A 17869-nucleotide genomic window follows, 5' to 3' on the forward strand; every position below is an offset into this window, starting at 1 on the left:
CTGCGGCCCGCTTCGCGCCGTGTCGCGCGGCGCTTCGGGTACCTGTCGCTTTCAGTAGGTGCGATAAGCGACAAATACCGCCAACTGAGTATCCCTGGTGCACGTCCCGAAGGCGTATGCCGGACCGAAGGCGGCCGGAGAGCCCGCGGAGGTACCTGACCCATGTCCCGCAGCGTCATTCCCGCACCCGTACGCGGGGTCCAGCCCCGGCACCGTCCCCGGCCCGCCGTGCCGGGGCTGCGCGGTGCGGCCCTGGCGGGCGCCGCCGCGCTCGCCCTCGCCGGCTGCTCCTCCGGGACCACCGCGGGCCCGATCGTCTCCGGCACCGACATCGCCTCCGCGCCCCGCGCGGGCGTCAAGGACGGCGGAACGATGCGCTGGGCCGTCGACGGCGTCCCGGCCACCCTCAACGCCTACCAGGCGGACGCCGACGAGGGCTCGGCCCGGATCGCCGGCGCCGTACTGCCCGCGATGTTCCGCCTGGACGCCCGTGGTGCCCCGCAGCGGGACGCGGACTTCCTGGCCGACGCCTCCGTCGTCGCGAACGAGCCGAAGCAGGTCGTGTCGTACAAGCTCAACCCGAAGGCGAGGTGGAGCGACGGCCGGGCTGTCGGCGCCGACGACTTCAGTGCGCAGTGGAAGGCGCTGAGCGGCCGGAACACCGCGTTCTGGACCGCGCGCAACGCCGGCTACGACCGGATCGCGGACGTCGGCCAGGGCGCCGACGCCCACGAGGTCAAGGTCACCTTCGCGACGCCGTACGCCGACTGGCGGTCGCTGTTCACGCCCCTGTACCCCAAGGCCGTGACCGGCAGTCCGGACGCCTTCAACGAGGGTGCCCGCTCCACGCTCACCGCCGTCGCCGGGCCCTTCAAGATCAAGGGAGTCGACCGCAAGGCCGGCGCCGTCACCCTGGTCAGGAACCCCCTCTGGTGGGGCGAGCGCGCCAAGCTCGACCAGCTGGTGCTGACCGCCGTGCCGGCCGCCGGCCGCGCCGCCGCGCTGACCGGCGGGAAGCTGGATGTCGCGGAGCTGGACCCGGGCGCCCTCGCCGCGGTCCGCAAGGCGGAGGACGCCAAGACCCTCGCCGTCCGCCGGGCCCCTGGGGCCGCGTACTCGCAGCTCGCCCTCAACGGCAGCACGGGCCCCCTGGCCGACGAGCGGGTCCGCCGCGCGGTGGCCCGCGCCGTCGACCGGCAGGCCATCGCCGACGCCGTGCTGAAGCCGCTCGGCCTGCCCGCCAAGGCGCTCGGCAATCACCTGGTCCTCGGCTCGCAGAACGGCTACGCGGACCACAGCTCGGCCCTCGGCTCCGCGGACGCGGACCAGGTCCAGGCGCTGCTCGCCGCCGCCGGCTGGCAGCACACCGCACCGCAGGCCGCGGCCGGCGGCAAGGCGGGCAACCCGGCCGAGGCCGACGCGCCCGTACCGGCCGACGCCGACGCCCCGGCCGAGGCCGAAGCCTCGGCTCCGGCGCCGGTCAAGGCCGCACCGGCACCGGCCAAACCCGACGCGGCCGCCCCGGCCATCGGCGGGACGGTCGTCGAGCCCGCCGGAACGCTGCGCAAGGACGGCAAGCAGCTGAGCCTGCGCATGGTCCTCCCCGCCACCTCGCCGGTACTGGCCGACGTGGGGAACCGGATCGCCACGATGCTGTCGAAGATCGGTGTCCGCACCGAGATCACCAAGGTCGCGGACGCGAGCTTCTTCCACGACCACGTCGCGGCCGGGAACTTCGACCTGGCCCTGTACTCCTGGCCCGGCACGGCCTACCCGGCCACCGACGACCGGCCGATCTTCGCCAAGCCGCTGCCCGCCCCCGACGGATCACTGACCGTCGAGCAGAACTACTCGCGGGTCGGTACCGACCAGATCGACCAGCTGCTCGACCGGGCCGGCTCGGAACTGGACCAGAAAGCGGCCCGCGACCTGGCCGCACGGGCCGACTCCCGGATCTGGGCGGCGGCCGGCTCCATCCCGCTCTTCCAGCGCCCCGAGATCGTCGCGCTGCGGCCCACGGTCGCCAACGTCGGCGCCTTCGGCTTCGAGTCCCCCCGATACCAGGACATCGGGTTCCGGAAATAGCGTCCGGCGCGCACCGTTTTCACCGGTTCGGGCGGCCTCCGGGGCCGAGGGCCGCGAGGCCGCCCGATACCGCCGCTGCCACGGGTCCTTCCACTCGTCCCGCCGGTTCCGCGGGCTCTGGAAGGAGCCCGGGGAACCGGTAATACCAGCGTTCAAACCTCTCCCGGGCGGCCGAGTCGCCGCGAGCCCCGTACCATGGGGTAAGGCCGCGGCTTGTCCTGCCCGGCGGGCGAGTGCGTCAACACGGAACGCGCAGCCATCCACGATCCCGGGAGAAGCGCCGCAGCATGTCCACGCGCCACGATATTCGTAACGTCGCCATTGTCGCCCACGTCGACCACGGCAAGACGACCCTTGTCGACGCCATGCTCAAGCAGGCCGGCGCATTCGCTGCCCACCAGCACCTCGACGACCGCATGATGGACTCGAACGACCTGGAACGTGAGAAGGGCATCACGATCCTGGCCAAGAACACCGCCGTGAAGTATCACCCCAAGGGTGGTGGCGATGTCATCACGATCAACATCATCGACACCCCCGGCCACGCCGACTTCGGTGGTGAGGTCGAGCGAGGCCTGTCGATGGTCGACGCGGTCGTGCTCCTCGTGGACGCCTCCGAGGGCCCGCTCCCGCAGACCCGCTTCGTGCTGCGCAAGGCGCTGACGGCGAACCTGCCGGTCATCCTCTGCATCAACAAGACGGACCGCCCGGACTCCCGGATCGACGAGGTCATCAACGAGACCTACGACCTCTTCCTGGACCTGGACGCGACCGAGGAGCAGATCGAGTTCCCGATCGTCTACGCCTGTGCCCGTGACGGCGTCGCCTCGCTGACCAAGCCGGAGAACGGCACGGTCCCCCCGGACAGCGACTCGCTGGAGCCGTTCTTCTCCACCATCCTGTCGACGGTCCCCGCCCCCCAGTACACCGAGGGCGCGCCGCTCCAGGCGCACGTCACCAACCTGGACGCCGACAACTTCCTCGGCCGTATCGCGCTGCTCCGCGTCGAGGAGGGCGAGCTCCGCAAGGGCCAGCAGGTCGCGTGGATGAAGCGTGACGGTTCGGTCACCCAGGTCAAGATCACCGAGCTGCTGATGACCGAGGCGCTCACCCGTAAGCCGGCCGAGGTCGCGGGCCCCGGCGACATCTGCGCCGTGGCCGGTATCCCGGACATCACCATCGGCGAGACGCTGGCCGACCTGGAGAACCCGGTCGCGCTGCCGCTCATCACGGTCGACGAGCCGGCCATCTCCATGACCATCGGTACCAACACCTCGCCGCTGGTCGGCAAGGGCGGCAAGGGCCACAAGGTCACCGCCCGCCAGGTGAAGGACCGGCTGGACAAGGAGCTGATCGGTAACGTCTCGCTCCGCGTGCTGCCGACCGAGCGTCCCGACGCCTGGGAGGTCCAGGGCCGTGGCGAGCTGGCGCTGGCGATCCTCGTCGAGCAGATGCGCCGCGAGGGCTTCGAGCTGACCGTCGGCAAGCCGCAGGTCGTCACCAAGGTGATCGACGGCAAGGTCCACGAGCCGGTCGAGCGCATGACGATCGACTGCCCCGAGGAGTACCTCGGCGCGATCACGCAGCTGATGGCGACCCGCAAGGGCCGCATGGAGACCATGACGAACCACGGCTCCGGCTGGGTCCGCATGGAGTTCGTCGTCCCCGCCCGCGGTCTGATCGGCTTCCGCACGGAGTTCCTCACGGACACCCGCGGCACCGGTATCGCGCACAGCATCTTCGAGGGTCACGAGCCGTGGTTCGGCGACCTGCGCACCCGCAACAACGGTTCCCTGGTGGCGGACCGCGCCGGCGTCGTGACGCCGTTCGCGATGATCAACCTCCAGGAGCGCGGCGTGATCTTCGTCGAGGCGACCACCGAGGTGTACGAGGGCATGATCATCGGTGAGAACTCGCGCTCCGACGACATGGACGTGAACATCACCAAGGAGAAGAAGCTCACCAACATGCGCGCCGCCTCCGCGGACAACACCGAGAACGTGGTGCCGCCGCGCAGGCTGTCGCTGGAGCAGTCCCTCGAGTTCTGCCGCGAGGACGAGTGCATCGAGGTCACGCCGGAGACCGTGCGTATCCGCAAGGTCGTCCTGGACCAGAAGGAGCGCGGTCGCGCGTACTCGCGCGCCAAGCGCTGACGCCTTCCGCTCGGATCACCGGGTGACGAGGGGCCCGGGGACGTCGTCCCCGGGCCCCTCGGGTTTTCGGGGTGCGGGCCGGGGCCTCTTGGGTTTTCGGGGTGCGGGCCGGGGCCCCTCGGGTTTTTGGGGCGTGGGCCGGGGCCTCTTGGGTTTTTGGGGCGCGGGCCCCTTGGTCTCTTGGGACGCGTCGCGGGGGTTCGCTGTGTTTCGGGACCCGGCCCAGGCCCTCTGCGGGGCTTCCAGGGTGCCGAGGGGGCCGCGTGACGTCACGCGGCCCCCTGGGGCCGGCTCGTGCCGTGGCGCCGGTGGCGGGCCCGCCGGGATGCTGGACGGGCACCAGGCGGTCGCTGAGGCGTCACGGGGACGCCGCGGGGACGCCACCCGGGCATCCTCCGCAGGGGCCCGGGGAGTTGACCCCCTGGACCCCCTCCTCACCCCGCCTCGGCGGGAGCGGTCGCGCTACCCGGGACGATCCAGGCCGGCGGCTGCAGCACCGGGGTCTTCCAGTAGATGTCGAGCCGGGCGATGAGCCCGTCCTCGCCGAGTTCCATGACGTTCGCGAACGACATCACGTTCCGCTCGTCCGCCGCCGTCGGCTGGATGGTCTCGACGGCCTCGTTCAGCGCCCGCCGGCCGTCCGCGCTGAGGAACGTGCGGCGCGACTCCAGGCGGTGGAAGGCCATCCGCTCCGTCACCCGTGAGACGAACGCCACATAGGCCTCCCGGCCGCGGACGGTGTCCTCCTCGTCGCCCCGCATCCCGACGCGTACGAAATCCTCCGCCAGAGTGGAGGCGACCAGCCCCCAGTCATGCGTATCGACTCCCCGCCAGAACGACTCCACCGTCTCCTCGCGCCGAGCGTGTTTCGTCTCATAATGGGGCACTGGGGATCCCTTCCCGCGGTCGGCCACAGAACTGACGGTCAGTCAGATTAGCCGTCCGCCCCTCAGGAGGCGATGGGTGCGACCAGCTCGACCTCGAACCCCTCGGCGTTCTCCAGGTAGGCCGCGTAGTGCGCCTCGCCGCCCGCGAACGGGTGCCGGTCGGGGAACATCAGGGTCCAGCCGTGCCGGGGGCCCTGGGCCGCCAACTCGTCCGCCATGGCGCGGTCGGCCACGTGGAAGGCCAGGTGGTTGAGGCCGGGCCGGCGCCGTTCGTGCCGGTCGCCGGCGAGGGCGGGGGAGCGCTCGATCACGATGTAGGTGGCGCCGAGCTTCCAGCTGCGGCCCGCCGGCCAGTCCTGGAACGGGGCGTAGCCGAGCTCGCCCAGCAGCCAGCCCCACTCGGCGGTCGCGGCCGGCAGGTCGGCGACCCACAGCTCGACATGGTGCAGCAGTCCGGAAGTCTCCTGGCTCATGGGTCGATTCAACAGGTTCCCGCAGGAGAGCGGGCCCGGTCGTATCGGGGACGCGCCGGGCGTGACCCGCGTAGACTCGCCATGGCTTTTTCACGCCGGTCGCAACCGATTTCACCAGGGCCGTGTCCGCATAGCGGACGCGATTCGCCGGATGTTGCGTTAACAGTCCGTTTCGCGGGTGTCTGTCTACGTTCCAAATGTCCGAAATGTGGGCCAAGTTCGTGCCTGATGTGATCAAAGCGAGACCATTTGGGTGTGGTTACGCGCCTAAACGTGCCCGATAGTGGGACGCAGTTCAGCTCGGGTCAATGGGTCCAAGCGCTTATGGGGAGCGCCGACTCACGAGCAACAGAGGGCCGGTTTCGCTGTCAGGGGTGTCAGCGGATGGTCGGCCTTCTTTTCACGTCACAACAGTGAACTCCTGAGGAGGCAATCCATGCGCGGTGCCAAGAGCGCCAAGTGGGTCGTTGGCGCGGTCATCGTTGCTCTTGCAGCGACCGCTTGCGGCGGCGACAACAAGGACGACAAGTCGACCGGAAGCGGTAAGGCCGGTGGCACCTTCAGCCTCGGTATCTCCGAGCCGGTCGCCATCGACCCGTACAACTCGCAGGAGTCCGAGGGCATCCTCGTCACGGACAACCTGTTCACGGGTCTGTACGAGCCGACCGCGGACGGCAAGGTCATACCGGCCCTCGCGACCTCCAAGACGGTCAGCGACGACGGCAAGACCTGGACCTTCAAGATCAAGTCCGGCACCAAGTTCACCAACGGCGAGCCGGTCAACGCCGAGGCGTTCATCCGTGGCTGGACCCGCGTCGCCGCGAAGGCCTCGGCCTCCGACGTCGCGTACCACCTCGGTGGCATCGACGGCTTCGACGCGCTGCAGGCGGGCACGGCGACCACGCTCTCCGGCCTGAGCGCCCCGGACGAGAACACCATCCAGGTGAAGCTCTCCGCGCCTGACTTCGAGTTCGACGTCAAGACCACGCACACCGCCTTCTCGCCGGTCCCCAAGGTCGCGGGCGCCGCCAAGAACCAGGCGTACAACGATGCCCCCATCGGCAACGGCCCCTTCAAGATGTCGGGCAAGTGGGAGCACAACAAGGCCATCACGCTCGTCCGCAACGACGACTACGGCCTGACCAAGGCCAAGCTCGACACGGTCAAGATCGCCATCCTGAACTCGGCGAGCGCGGCCAACCTCGAGTACCAGGGCTTCCAGTCGGGCCAGTTCGACTGGGCCCGTATGCCCACCCCGCAGCTGACCGCCGCCAAGGCGAAGTACAGCGCCCAGGGTGAGTGGATCCAGGAAAACACCAACGGCATGAACTACCTGCTGCCGATCACGGACAACGGTCCGATGAAGGACGCCAAGGCCCGTCAGGCCGTGTCCTACGCGATTGACCGCGACGCGATCATCGCGGGTGTCTTCCAGGGCATGCAGACGAAGTCGACGACGATCCTGCCGCCGGCCTTCGCGGACGTGTACCAGAAGGACCTCTGCGCCACCTGCATCAAGCAGGACAAGGAGAAGGCGAAGACCCTCGCGGCTGAGGGTGGTCTGAAGCCGGGCACCGAGATCCACATCGGCTTCAACACCGGTGGTGGCCACGAAGAGTGGGTCCAGGCCGTCGTCCAGCAGCTCAAGGACGTCCTCGGTCTGAACGTCAAGATGGACGCGAAGCCCTTCAAGGAGCTTCTCGCGGCCCAGCAGGCCCCGGGTGCGACCGGTGCCTACCGCTTCGCGTGGGGCGCGGACTACCCGACGCCGGACAACTTCCTGTACCCGCTCCTGGACAGCAAGTCCATCAACAAGGACGAGGCGGGCAAGGTCACCGGTGACAACCGTGGCCGCTACAACAACCCGGCCTTCGACACGATCCTCGCCCAGGCTCGTGCCACGAAGGACTCCGCGGCCCGCAACACGCTCTACAAGCAGGCGGAGAAGGTCGCGATGGACGACCAGGCTCTGATCCCGCTGTGGAACCGTACGCAGCTGCGTCTCGCGAACACCAAGAAGTGGTCGAACATCAAGATGGACTTCCACGAGGACCCGAACCTCGCCGAGATCAGCGCGAAGTAGTCACACACCGCCGCACCCTGTGCGGCGTGAACCGGGGGTCGTGGCATCGAGTGAAGACTCGGTCGCCCCGGCCCCCGGCCCCCGTCGGGTGCGGTGTGATCCACCGCCCCGTCCAGGCGCGCCCGACCCGGGCGTTGTGGCTGCTTCGGTGCGGCAGCGAGGTAGAGAGGTAAGTCATGGGAAGGTATGTGGTCCGCAGGCTGGGCCAGCTGGTCGTCGTCGTGCTTGGTGCGACGATGATCCTGTTCGCCTGCCTGTTCGTGCTCCCGGGTGACCCGGTGGGCTCGATCGGCGGCGACAAGGCGCGTGATCCCGCGGTCGTCAAGGAACTGCGGCAGCGGTACGGGCTCGACGACCCGCTGGTCGTGCAGTACGTGCACTACGTGGAGAAGCTCGGCAAGGGCGATCTGGGTGAGGACTACACCCAGGGCCGCTCGGTCAACGAGATCCTCCAGCCCAAGCTGGTGAACACGGCGAAGCTCGCGGTGACCGCGATCATCTTCGACGTCATCCTGGGCCTGAGCGTCGGTGTGCTGGCGGCGATGCGCAGATACTCGGTCTGGGACGTGTCGGTGACGTTCCTCACGACCCTTGCGGTCGGCGTACCTTCCATCGTTATCGGCATGATCCTGCAGCGGTTCTTCGTCGTGGAGCTGGGCTGGTTCCCGCTGCTGTCCGACGGGTCGTTCAACTCGATGGTGCTGCCCGCGGTGACGCTGGCCATCATCGACGCCGCGCTCGTCGCGCAGATCGCCCGGAGCACCATGCTCGAGGTGCTGCGCGCGGACTACGTCAAGACGGCGGTGGCCAAGGGCCTGCCGCGCCGGACGATCCTGCTCCGGCACATCATGCGCAACTCGGTCATCCCGGTGATCACTTACCTCGGTATCTCCTTCGGCGGTCTGCTCGGCGGTGCGCTCATCACCGAGACGATCTTCAACTGGGACGGCATCGGACTCGCGCTGATCACGGCGATTCAGTCGCAGAACAACCCGATCATCGTCGGCGTGGTGACGTACAGCGTTGCTGTCTTCATCCTGCTGAACCTGATCGTCGATCTGCTCTACGCCGCACTCGATCCGCGAATCCGCCTCTCCTGACCCTCAGGGTCGTCCCGAATTAGGAGTCACACCATGACTGAGGTCGTCACGGGCATGGATGGGTCGGGTACCGCGGCCGGTCCGATCCCGGCCGCGCCGAGCGCAGCCGAACCGAGCGTCGCGAGGGTCAGCAACTGGAGCGAGATCCGCGCCCGCTTCCTCGCCAACAAGCTGGCCGTCGTCGGCCTGCTCATCATCGTCATCCTCCTGGTGGTGGCGGTGTTCGCCCCGCTCATCGCGCCTGCGGACCCGCTGCACCAGGATCTGATGAACACCCTGAAGGAACCGAGCGGCAAGCACTGGCTGGGGACCGACGCCCTCGGCCGTGACCAGCTCTCCAGGATCATCTACGGCAGCCGGATCGCCATGATCGTCGGCCTTGCCTCGATCCTGCTCGCCTGCGTCATCGGCGTCACCCTGGGTGCGATAGCCGGCTACTTCGGCCGCATCTGGGACACCGTGATCATGCGCGTGGCGGACGTGTTCTTCGCCTTCCCGCTGCTCGTCGGCGCGATCGTCATCATCCTGCTGATGGGTCGCGGCGTACTGCCCGTCGTGATCTCGCTGGGCATCTTCTCCTGGGCCACCTTCGCCCGTCTGCTGCGCAGCCAGATCCTGTCGGTGCGCGAGATGGACTACGTGCACGCCGCCAAGGCGCTGGGCGCGACCCGGCGCAGGATCGTGCTGAAGCACATCCTCCCCAACTCCGTGACGTCGGTGGTGGTCTACGCGGCCAGCAGCGTCGGCATCGCGATCGTGGCGGAGGCGTCGCTGTCCTTCCTCGGTGTCGGGGTCAGCCCCGAGGTCGCCGAGTGGGGAAACATGATCTTCGCGGGCAAGGACTTCATGGGGGTCAAGGACTACCTGTGGCTCTACCCCAGCCTGGCGATCGTCATCACCGCGCTCGGCTTCGTCTTCCTCGGCAACGGCCTGCGCGACGCGCTCGACCCGAAGCTCCGGTGAGGCGCCCCCATGAGTCGGACCCCCACGAGCTACGAGCAAGCAGGACGAAGGTGACGGCATGACCACGGTCGAAACGGCCGCCGAGAGCACTGGAACGACCGCCGCCGGCGGGCCCTTGCTCGAAGTGCGCGACCTCCACGTGGAATTCAAGACCCGCGACGGTGTGGCCAAGGCCGTCAACGGCGTCAACTACAGCGTGAGCGCCGGTGAGACGCTGGCGGTGCTCGGCGAGTCGGGCTCCGGCAAGTCGGTGACCGCCCAGGCGATCATGGGCATCCTGGACAGCCCTCCCGGGCGCGTCGCGCACGGCGAGATCCTCTTCCACGGGCAGAACATCCTGGCCCTGCCGGAGAGCGAGCGGCGCAAGCTGCGCGGCAACAAGATGGCGATGATCTTCCAGGACGCGCTGTCCTCGCTGAACCCGGTGCTCTCCGTCGGCTTCCAGCTGGGCGAGATGTTCCGCGCGCACCAGGGGGTGTCGAGGAAGGACGCGAAGAAGAAGGCCATCGAACTGATGGACCGCGTCCGGATCCCGGCGGCCCGGGAGCGGGTCGGTGACTTCCCGCACCAGTTCTCCGGCGGTATGCGCCAGCGCATCATGATCGCGATGGCGATCGCCCTCGAGCCCGACCTGATCATCGCGGACGAGCCGACCACCGCGCTCGACGTGACGGTCCAGGCCCAGGTCATGGACCTGCTCGCGGAGCTCCAGCGCGAGTCCAACATGGGTCTGATCCTGATCACCCACGACCTCGGCGTCGTCGCCGACGTCGCGGACAAGATCGCGGTGATGTACGCGGGCCGGATCGTCGAGACCGCCCCCGTGCACGAGATCTACGCACGGCCGGCCCACCCGTACACCAAGGGCCTGCTCAAGTCGATCCCGCGCCTGGACCAGAAGGGCCAGGAGCTCTACGCGATCAAGGGCCTCCCGCCGAACCTGCTGGCGGTTCCGTCCGGCTGCGCGTTCAACCCGCGCTGCGAGATGGCGCAGGACATCTGCCGGACCGATGTGCCGCCGCTGTACACGGTGACCGAGGCCGACGGCGCCGAACTGCCGGGCCGTGGCAGCGCTTGCCACTTCTGGAAGGAGACGATCCATGGCTGATCTCAGCAAGGACGATGAGACGACAGTCGAGGCCGTCGAGGCGGCGATCAACGCCCCGGTCGACCGCGGCGAGCCGATCCTCCAGGTCCGGAACCTGGTCAAGCACTTCCCGCTGACCCAGGGGATCGTGTTCAAGCGGACGGTCGGCGCGGTCAAGGCCGTCGACGGCATCTCGTTCGATCTCTACCAGGGCGAGACGCTGGGCATCGTCGGCGAGTCCGGCTGTGGCAAGTCCACGGTCGCCAAGCTGCTGATGAGCCTGGAGACGGCCACCGCGGGCGAGGTCCTCTACAAGGGCCAGGACATCACCAAGCTGTCGGGGAAGGCCCTCAAGGTCGTCCGCCGCAACATCCAGATGGTGTTCCAGGACCCGTACACGTCGCTGAACCCGCGCATGACGGTCGGCGACATCATCGGCGAGCCCTTCGACATCCACCCCGAGGTGGCGCCCAAGGGCAGCCGTCGCAAGAAGGTCCAGGACCTGCTGGACGTCGTCGGCCTCAACCCGGAGTACATCAACCGGTACCCGCACCAGTTCTCCGGCGGCCAGCGCCAGCGCATCGGCATCGCCCGCGGCCTGGCGCTCAACCCGGAAGTCATCATCTGTGACGAGCCGGTCTCCGCGCTCGACGTGTCGGTGCAGGCACAGGTCATCAACCTGATGGAGAACCTGCAGGACGAGTTCAACCTCTCCTACATCTTCATCGCCCACGACCTGTCGATCGTCCGGCACATCTCGGACCGGGTCGGCGTGATGTACCTCGGCAAGATGGCCGAGATCGGCTCCGACGCCGAGATCTACGAGTACCCGACCCACCCGTACACCCAGGCGCTGCTCTCGGCCGTCCCCGTCCCGGACCCCGAGGCCCGCGCCCACCGCGAGCGCATCATCCTGACCGGCGACGTCCCGTCCCCGGCCAACCCGCCCTCCGGCTGCCGGTTCCGCACCCGCTGCTGGAAGGCGCAGGACAAGTGCGCCACGGACGTCCCCCTGCTGGCGATCCCCGAACGCTTCAAGGACGTCGACTCCCCCGCGGCCCACGATTCGGCCTGCCACTTCGCCGAAGTCAAGGACGTGGTCGGCGCCGCGTAACGCTCGCAGTCGCGGTTCCACGGAAGGCGCCCCCGGCCCAAAGGCCGGGGGCGCCTTCCGTTGCCCCGCAGGGCCGGGTAGAGGGCGGGGGTTGGGGTGGTACGCGGCGCTTTCCGCGGGGGTGAGCTGCGGGTGCGGTTATGGCGGGGGTTCAGGCGGGGGTTCAGGCGGGGGTTCAGGCGGGGGTTCAGGCGGGGGTTCGGGCGGTGCGGAGGGGTGCGTCTGCGTCGCTGCGCTCCTTGACCGGGGGGAGGGGAGGGCCCTGGCGCTGCGCGCCCGGCAGGGGGGCGGGGCGCTGCGCTTCCCGGGAGGGGGCGGCGGGTAGGTGCGGGTGGGTTGGCGGCCCGGGTTGGGCGGTGCGGAGGGGTGCGTCTGCGTCGCTGCGCTCCTTGACCGGGGGGAGGGGAGGGCCCTGGCGCTGCGCGCCCGGCAGGGGGGCGGGGCGCTGCGCTTCCCGGGGGTGAGCTGCGGGTGCGGTTGTGGCGGGGGTTCGGGCGGGGGTTCGGGCGGTGCGGAGGGGTGCGTCTGCGTCGCTGCGCTCCTTGGCCGGGGGGAGGGGAGGGCCCTGGCGCTGCGCGCCCGGCAGGGGGGCGGGGCGCTGCGCTTCCCGGGCCGGCTGGTGGGGTTGCTTGCGTCGGGGTGCCCGGCTGAGGCGGGTGGTGGGAGGGGTGGGCATGCAGTCCCCTCTTCTCGGCAGGATGTGCGACCGGTGGGACTGGTTGTGACTCAAGTGGTTGGTGAGGCGACTTCTGGGAGGATGTGGATCACTTAGGAGGGATAGAACTCGCTATAGCCGAGCTCTGGGCCCACGAAGTGATCCACTTGTGTCTCGCAGGGGGTTAGCCCGCCGCAGCGCCCCATCACTGGTACCCACCCCTACCCCCGCGCGGGAAGCGCAGCGCCCCGCCTCCCTGCCGGGCGCGCAGCGCCGGGGCCCGCCCCTTCCCCCGGTCCAGGAGCGCAGCGACGCAGACGCACCACTTCGGACTGCCCGAACCCCGGCCGGGAGCTCACCCGCGGCCCACCCCTTGCCTCATGCCCACCCCCTGCCGCACGCCCGCCCCTGCCTCACGCCCACCCCTGCCGCACGCCCGCCCCTGCCTCATGCCCGCCCCCTGCCGCACGCCCGCCCTGCCTCATGCCCGCCCCCTGCCTCATGCCCGCCCCCTGCCGCACGCCCGCCCTGCCTCATGCCCACCCCCTGGCTCACGCCCGCCCCTGCCGCACGCCCGCCCCCCGCCTCATGCCCACCCCCTGCCGCACGCCCGCCCTGCCTCATGCCCACCCCCCCCGCCGCACGCCCGCCCCGCCTCACGTCCCCGCCAAGCTCGTTGTGGCGATGCGCATGTTCATGGCGCAGGGGATCGTGCCGTCCGGGAGGGCGAGGGAGGCCGCGCCCGCGGTGAAGGTCTCGCGCAGGGCGTCGATGGCCGCCGCCGGGAGGAGGCCGAGATCGTAGAGGGTGGAGAGGCTGACCCATACGTCGTCGAGCGGGCCGCTCAGGTCGATCCGTACGGTGTCCCACGTGACCGGCGCGAAGCCGGCCGGGGTGAGGATCGCGTCGAGGCCCGCGCGCTCGCGGGTCCGCGGGTCACCCATGCGGGGGATCCGGTCGGAGGCGGGCGCGGCGTCGACGACGGGGCGGGTGAGGGCGATGAAGAGCTCGTAGGCCTCGCCCCCGGCGGGTCCGCCGCCCAGCGCCAGCGCCAGCAGGCCGCCGGGGGCGAGCACCCGGGCCAGTTCGGCGGCGACCCGGTCGACGTCGTTCATCAGCATCAGCGCCATGTGGGAGACGCACGCGTCGAAGTGGTCGTCCGGGAAGGGCAGGTCCTGGGCGCGGGCCTCCAGGAGCGTGGCGCCGGCCAGCGCCGGGCGCCGGCGGGCGAGGGCCAGGTCGTCGGGGGAGAGGTCGACCCCGCTGAGCTCACGGTCACCGACCGGAGTGCCGGCCGCCACCTCCTCCAACAGGACCCCGTCACCGCACCCCAGGTCCAGCACCCGGCGCCGCCCCGCCACCAGGTCGCTGAGGAGCTGGTAGCTGGAGCGGCCGGTCGCGTCCCTGCCGCGGGACAGGGAGCGCGAGGTGGCTGCCGGGTGCTCGGCGTGGAACGTGCGCAGGAACGATTCTTCAGCTGGCGTCTTCACCCTTCTGACCCTAATTGGGGCGACCGCGCTGAGTGAGGCGTTGGCCCACGTGGGGTGTCGGCTGACGGTTCGTGGGGCGACACGGGTGCGCTAGAGGTGCGTCACTGATGGGTTTGCGGTGTCATGAGGGACTAAGTGTCATTTGTGACTCATGAGGAGGCACGCGATGCGCGGAGCCACGCGCTTGAAGTGGGCCGTCGGTGCGACGGTCGTCGCCCTGGCGGCCACCGCCTGTGGCGGCGGGGGCAGCGACAGCGGTGGTGGAGGCGGCGCCTCGGGGATCGTCAGTGCGTCGTGGGGAGACCCGCAGAGCCCGCTGGAACCGGCCAACACCAATGAGGTGCAGGGCGGCAAGGTGCTGGACATGCTCTTCCGCGGTCTGAAGAAGTACAACCCGAAGTCCGGCAAGGCCGAGAACATGGTCGCGGCGTCGATCACCACCACCGACTCGCAGAACTTCGCGATCAAGCTGAACCCCGGCTGGACCTTCAGTGACGGCGACAAGGTCACGTCCGACTCCTTCATCAACGCCTGGAACTACGGCGCGCTGCTGAAGAACGCCCAGAAGAACGCGAGCTTCTTCCGCTTCATCGACGGCTACGAGGCGGTCCACCCGGAGAAGGAGGGGGCGGCCTCGACCGCCCAGACGCTCAGCGGGCTGAAGAAGGTCGACGACCTGAACTTCACCGTGAAGCTCGGCGACAAGTTCTCCACCTGGCCGGACACGCTGGGCTACGCGGCGTACGACCCGCTGCCGAAGTCGTTCTTCGTCAACCACGCCGCCTGGCTGAACAAGCCGATCGGCAACGGTCCCTACACGGTGAACTCGTACACCAAGGGCCAGAGCATGAAGATGCGCAAGTGGGCCGGTTACAAGGGTTCGGACGCGGCCCAGAACGGCGGCATCGACCTGCGGGTCTACACCGACAACAACACCGCGTACACCGACCTGCAGGCCGGCAACATCGACCTGGTCGACGACATCCCCGCGTCGCAGCTGAAGAACGCGAAGGCGGACCTGGGCGACCGGTTCATCAACCAGCCGGCCGGCATCATCCAGACCGTGTCGTTCCCGCTGTACGACCCGAAGTGGTCGGGCGCGAACGCGGACAAGGTCCGCCGCGGTCTGTCGATGGCGATCAACCGCGCGCAGATCACCGAGCAGATCTTCCAGAAGACCCGTGAGCCCGCCAGCGACTGGACCTCGCCGGTGCTCGGCGAGGCGGGCGGCTTCAAGGCCGGGCTGTGCGGTGACGTCTGCACGTACAACCCGACCGAGGCGAAGAAGCTCATCACGGAGGCCGGCGGCCTGCCCGGCGGGCAGGTCACCCTGACGTCCAACGTGGACACCGGTTCGCACAAGGACTGGTCGGACGCGGTCTGCAACAGCATCAACAACGCGCTCGGCAACGACAAGGCCTGCGTCTTCAACCCGATCGGCACCTTCGCGGACTTCCGCTCGAAGGTCACGAACAAGCAGATGAACGGAATGTTCAGGACCGGCTGGCAGATGGACTACCCGCTGATCCAGAACTTCCTGCAGCCGATCTACTACACCAACGCGTCGTCGAACGACTCGCACTACACGAACGCGAACTTCGACAAGCTCATCAACGAGGCGAACGCCGAGCCGGACACCGCGAAGGCCATCTCGCTGTTCCAGGACTCGGAGAAGCAGCTCGCCATCGACATGCCGGCCATCCCGCTCTGGTACCAGAACGGCACCGGGGGCTACTCCACCAAGATCTCGAACGTGGCGCTGAACCAGTTCAGCGTCCCGGTCTACAACGAGATCAAGGTCAGCTGACCCGCGCGGTGGCCCGGCGCGGTGACCCCGTGCCGGGCCACCGCCCGACTTTGGGGAAGGCCCCATGGGACGCTATGTGATCCGGCGCCTGCTGCAGATGATCCCGGTCTTCATCGGCGCCACCTTCCTGATCTTCGTGATGGTCTACGCGCTCGGCGACCCGGTGGCCGCGTTCTTCGGCGACCGCGCTCCCGACCCCGCCACGGCCGCGCAGATCAGACACCAGTACGGCCTCGACCAGCCGCTGTGGCGGCAGTACGTCGACTACATGGGCAACATCTTCACCGGTGACTTCGGGACGGCCTTCAACGGGCAGCCCGTCACCGAGCTGATGAAGAGCGCCTTCCCGGTGACCCTGCGGCTGACGCTCGTCGCGATCTTCTTCGAGATCGTCATCGGCATCACCCTGGGCGTCGTCACGGGCATGCGCCGCGGCCGCCCAGTCGACACCTCGGTTCTGTTGATGACGCTGGTCGTGATCTCCATCCCGGTCTTCGTGCTCGGTTACGTGCTGCAGTACGTGATCGCGGTGCAGTGGGGCATCGGCGAGCCTTCGGTATCGCCGGAGGCGCCGCTCAACGAACTGATCCTGCCCGGCATCGTGCTGGCCCTGGTCTCGCTGGCGTACGTCACCCGCCTGACCCGGACGTCCATCGCCGAGAACACCCGCGCCGACTACGTCCGCACCGCCGTCGCCAAAGGGCTGCCCCGGCGCCGCGTCATCCTGCGCCACCTGCTGCGCAACTCGCTCATCCCGGTGATCACCTTCATCGGGACGGACATCGGCGGCCTCATGGGCGGCGCGATCGTCACCGAGCGGATCTTCAACATCCAGGGGGTCGGGTATCAGCTCTACCAGGGCATCCTCCGGCACAACTCAGCGACGGTGGTCGGCTTCGTCACCATCCTGGTGATCGTCTTCCTGCTGGCGAACCTGCTCGTCGACCTGCTCTACGCGGTCCTGGACCCGAGGATTCGGTATGCCTGAGTCGCATGACCCGTTCAATGAGCACGAGTCCGTCGCCCCCACCGGTATGGGCGGATCGATGGACCTGGCGTCCTCCGAGGCCCAGACGCTCGACCACGGGCCCGGCCACTCGCAGCAGGCGGGCGGCCCGACGGGCAAGCCCCGCAGCCTGTGGTCCGACGCCTGGCACGACCTGCGGCGCAACCCGATCTTCATCATCTCCGCGCTGCTGATCCTCTTCCTGATCGTCATCTCGCTGTGGCCGTCGCTGATCGCCAGCGGCAACCCGCTCTCGTGCGACCTGTCCAAGTCGCAGCAGGGCTCGTCGTCCGGCCACCCCTTCGGGTACGACAACCAGGGCTGCGACGTCTACACCCGCACCGTGTACGGGGCCCGCGCGTCGGTGACCGTCGGCGTCTGCGCCACCGCGGGCGTCGCGCTGCTGGGCGGCATCCTGGGCGGTCTCGCCGGCTACTTCGGCGGCGCGTGGGACGCGGTGCTCTCCCGGATCAGTGACATCTTCTTCGCCATCCCGATCATCCTCGGCGGTCTGGTCTTCCTGTCGGTCGTCACCAACTCCACGGTGTGGCCGGTCATCGGCTTCATGGTGCTGCTCGGCTGGCCGCAGATCGCCCGCATCGCGCGCGGTTCCGTGATCACCGCCAAACAGAACGACTACGTGCAGGCGGCCAAGGCGCTGGGGGCCAACCACTCCCGCATCCTGCTGCGGCACATCGCGCCGAACGCGGTCGCGCCGGTGATCGTGGTCGCGACCATCGCACTCGGCACGTACATCGCGCTGGAGGCGACGCTGTCCTGGCTCGGGGTGGGCCTCAAACCGCCGACCGTCTCCTGGGGCATCGACATCTCGGCGGCGTCCACCCAGATCCGCAACGCACCGCACATGCTGCTGTGGCCCGCGGGCGCGCTGAGCATCACCGTGCTCGCGTTCATCATGCTCGGCGACGCGGTGCGCGACGCCCTCGATCCCAAGCTGCGCTGACG

Annotated in this window: 13 protein-coding genes; 10 read left to right on the forward strand and 3 right to left on the reverse strand. The window is 69.1% G+C overall.

From position 1 onward, the window contains the following. Positions 1-162 precede the first annotated feature (162 nt). Together M2266_RS23165 and typA are read left to right on the forward strand one after the other, a co-directional pair. A complete protein-coding gene (locus tag M2266_RS23165; RefSeq protein WP_277439906.1) occupies positions 163-2085 on the forward strand; it encodes an ABC transporter family substrate-binding protein in 1923 nt (640 codons plus the stop codon). Positions 2086-2372: 287 nt separating this feature from the next. Beyond that, positions 2373-4238: a translational GTPase TypA gene (typA, locus tag M2266_RS23170; RefSeq protein WP_277439907.1), complete on the forward strand. Its 1866-nt coding sequence runs from the start codon at positions 2373-2375 to the stop codon at positions 4236-4238. Between the two features lie 434 nt (positions 4239-4672). Here the strand turns inward: typA and M2266_RS23175 are convergent, their stop codons facing one another. Together M2266_RS23175 and M2266_RS23180 are read right to left on the reverse strand one after the other, a co-directional pair. After that, entirely contained in the window at positions 4673-5125 is a 453-nt protein-coding gene (locus tag M2266_RS23175; protein ID WP_277439908.1) for a nuclear transport factor 2 family protein, read from the reverse strand. A gap of 62 nt (positions 5126-5187) precedes the next feature. Continuing rightward, a complete protein-coding gene (locus M2266_RS23180; RefSeq protein ID WP_277439909.1) occupies positions 5188-5598 on the reverse strand; it encodes a VOC family protein in 411 nt (136 codons plus the stop codon). 436 nt (positions 5599-6034) lie between these two features. Here M2266_RS23180 and M2266_RS23185 point away from each other — a divergent pair, with 436 nt between their 5' ends. The 5 genes from M2266_RS23185 to M2266_RS23205 all read left to right on the forward strand — a co-directional run bounded on the left by M2266_RS23185 (position 6035) and on the right by M2266_RS23205 (position 11945). Then, entirely contained in the window at positions 6035-7681 is a 1647-nt protein-coding gene (locus M2266_RS23185; RefSeq protein WP_277439910.1) for an ABC transporter substrate-binding protein, read from the forward strand. A 176-nt stretch (positions 7682-7857) separates the two neighbouring features. Then, entirely contained in the window at positions 7858-8781 is a 924-nt protein-coding gene (locus M2266_RS23190) for an ABC transporter permease (RefSeq protein ID WP_277439911.1), read from the forward strand. A 33-nt stretch (positions 8782-8814) separates the two neighbouring features. Further along, the gene (locus M2266_RS23195) at positions 8815-9744 is read left to right on the forward strand and encodes an ABC transporter permease (RefSeq protein WP_277439912.1); all 930 of its coding nucleotides are present in this window, start codon (positions 8815-8817) and stop codon (positions 9742-9744) included. A gap of 58 nt (positions 9745-9802) precedes the next feature. Next, positions 9803-10852: an ABC transporter ATP-binding protein gene (locus M2266_RS23200; RefSeq protein ID WP_277439913.1), complete on the forward strand. Its 1050-nt coding sequence runs from the start codon at positions 9803-9805 to the stop codon at positions 10850-10852. Beyond that, complete coding sequence (locus M2266_RS23205; RefSeq protein ID WP_277439914.1) at positions 10845-11945, forward strand: dipeptide ABC transporter ATP-binding protein; 1101 nt, start codon at positions 10845-10847, stop codon at positions 11943-11945. Before M2266_RS23200 ends, M2266_RS23205 begins: the two co-directional genes overlap by 8 nt. A gap of 1311 nt (positions 11946-13256) precedes the next feature. Here M2266_RS23205 and M2266_RS23210 read toward each other — a convergent pair. After that, positions 13257-14090, reverse strand: coding sequence for a methyltransferase domain-containing protein (locus M2266_RS23210; protein ID WP_277439915.1), 834 nt, complete (start codon positions 14088-14090; stop codon positions 13257-13259). 166 nt (positions 14091-14256) lie between these two features. Between M2266_RS23210 and M2266_RS23215 the strand changes: the two genes are divergently transcribed. From M2266_RS23215 to M2266_RS23225, 3 genes are all read left to right on the forward strand, one after another. After that, a complete protein-coding gene (locus M2266_RS23215) occupies positions 14257-15897 on the forward strand; it encodes an ABC transporter substrate-binding protein (protein WP_277439916.1) in 1641 nt (546 codons plus the stop codon). A 64-nt stretch (positions 15898-15961) separates the two neighbouring features. Beyond that, the gene (locus M2266_RS23220) at positions 15962-16885 is read left to right on the forward strand and encodes an ABC transporter permease (protein WP_277439917.1); all 924 of its coding nucleotides are present in this window, start codon (positions 15962-15964) and stop codon (positions 16883-16885) included. Next, positions 16878-17867, forward strand: a complete 990-nt coding sequence (locus tag M2266_RS23225) for an ABC transporter permease (protein ID WP_277439918.1) — start codon at positions 16878-16880, stop codon at positions 17865-17867. Before M2266_RS23220 ends, M2266_RS23225 begins: the two co-directional genes overlap by 8 nt. The last annotated feature ends 2 nt before the right edge of the window (positions 17868-17869 follow it).

The sequence above is a fragment of the Streptomyces sp. SPB162 genome (genome assembly GCF_029504575.1).
Classification (GTDB): Bacteria; Actinomycetota; Actinomycetes; order Streptomycetales; family Streptomycetaceae; genus Actinacidiphila.

Bases quoted from the DNA above. Each gene is read 5' to 3' on its own strand.
- M2266_RS23190 (WP_277439911.1), top strand. From the start codon at position 7,858: ATGGGAAGGTATGTGGTCCGCAGGCTGGGCCAGCTGGTCGTCGTCGTG.
- M2266_RS23215 (WP_277439916.1), top strand. From the start codon at position 14,257: ATGCGCGGAGCCACGCGCTTGAAGTGGGCCGTCGGTGCGACGGTCGTC.
- M2266_RS23185 (WP_277439910.1), top strand. From the start codon at position 6,035: ATGCGCGGTGCCAAGAGCGCCAAGTGGGTCGTTGGCGCGGTCATCGTT.
- M2266_RS23200 (WP_277439913.1), top strand. From the start codon at position 9,803: ATGACCACGGTCGAAACGGCCGCCGAGAGCACTGGAACGACCGCCGCC.
- M2266_RS23195 (WP_277439912.1), top strand. From the start codon at position 8,815: ATGACTGAGGTCGTCACGGGCATGGATGGGTCGGGTACCGCGGCCGGT.
- M2266_RS23180 (WP_277439909.1), bottom strand. From the start codon at position 5,598: ATGAGCCAGGAGACTTCCGGACTGCTGCACCATGTCGAGCTGTGGGTC.
- M2266_RS23220 (WP_277439917.1), top strand. From the start codon at position 15,962: ATGGGACGCTATGTGATCCGGCGCCTGCTGCAGATGATCCCGGTCTTC.
- M2266_RS23205 (WP_277439914.1), top strand. From the start codon at position 10,845: ATGGCTGATCTCAGCAAGGACGATGAGACGACAGTCGAGGCCGTCGAG.
- typA (WP_277439907.1), top strand. From the start codon at position 2,373: ATGTCCACGCGCCACGATATTCGTAACGTCGCCATTGTCGCCCACGTC.
- M2266_RS23165 (WP_277439906.1), top strand. From the start codon at position 163: ATGTCCCGCAGCGTCATTCCCGCACCCGTACGCGGGGTCCAGCCCCGG.
- M2266_RS23225 (WP_277439918.1), top strand. From the start codon at position 16,878: ATGCCTGAGTCGCATGACCCGTTCAATGAGCACGAGTCCGTCGCCCCC.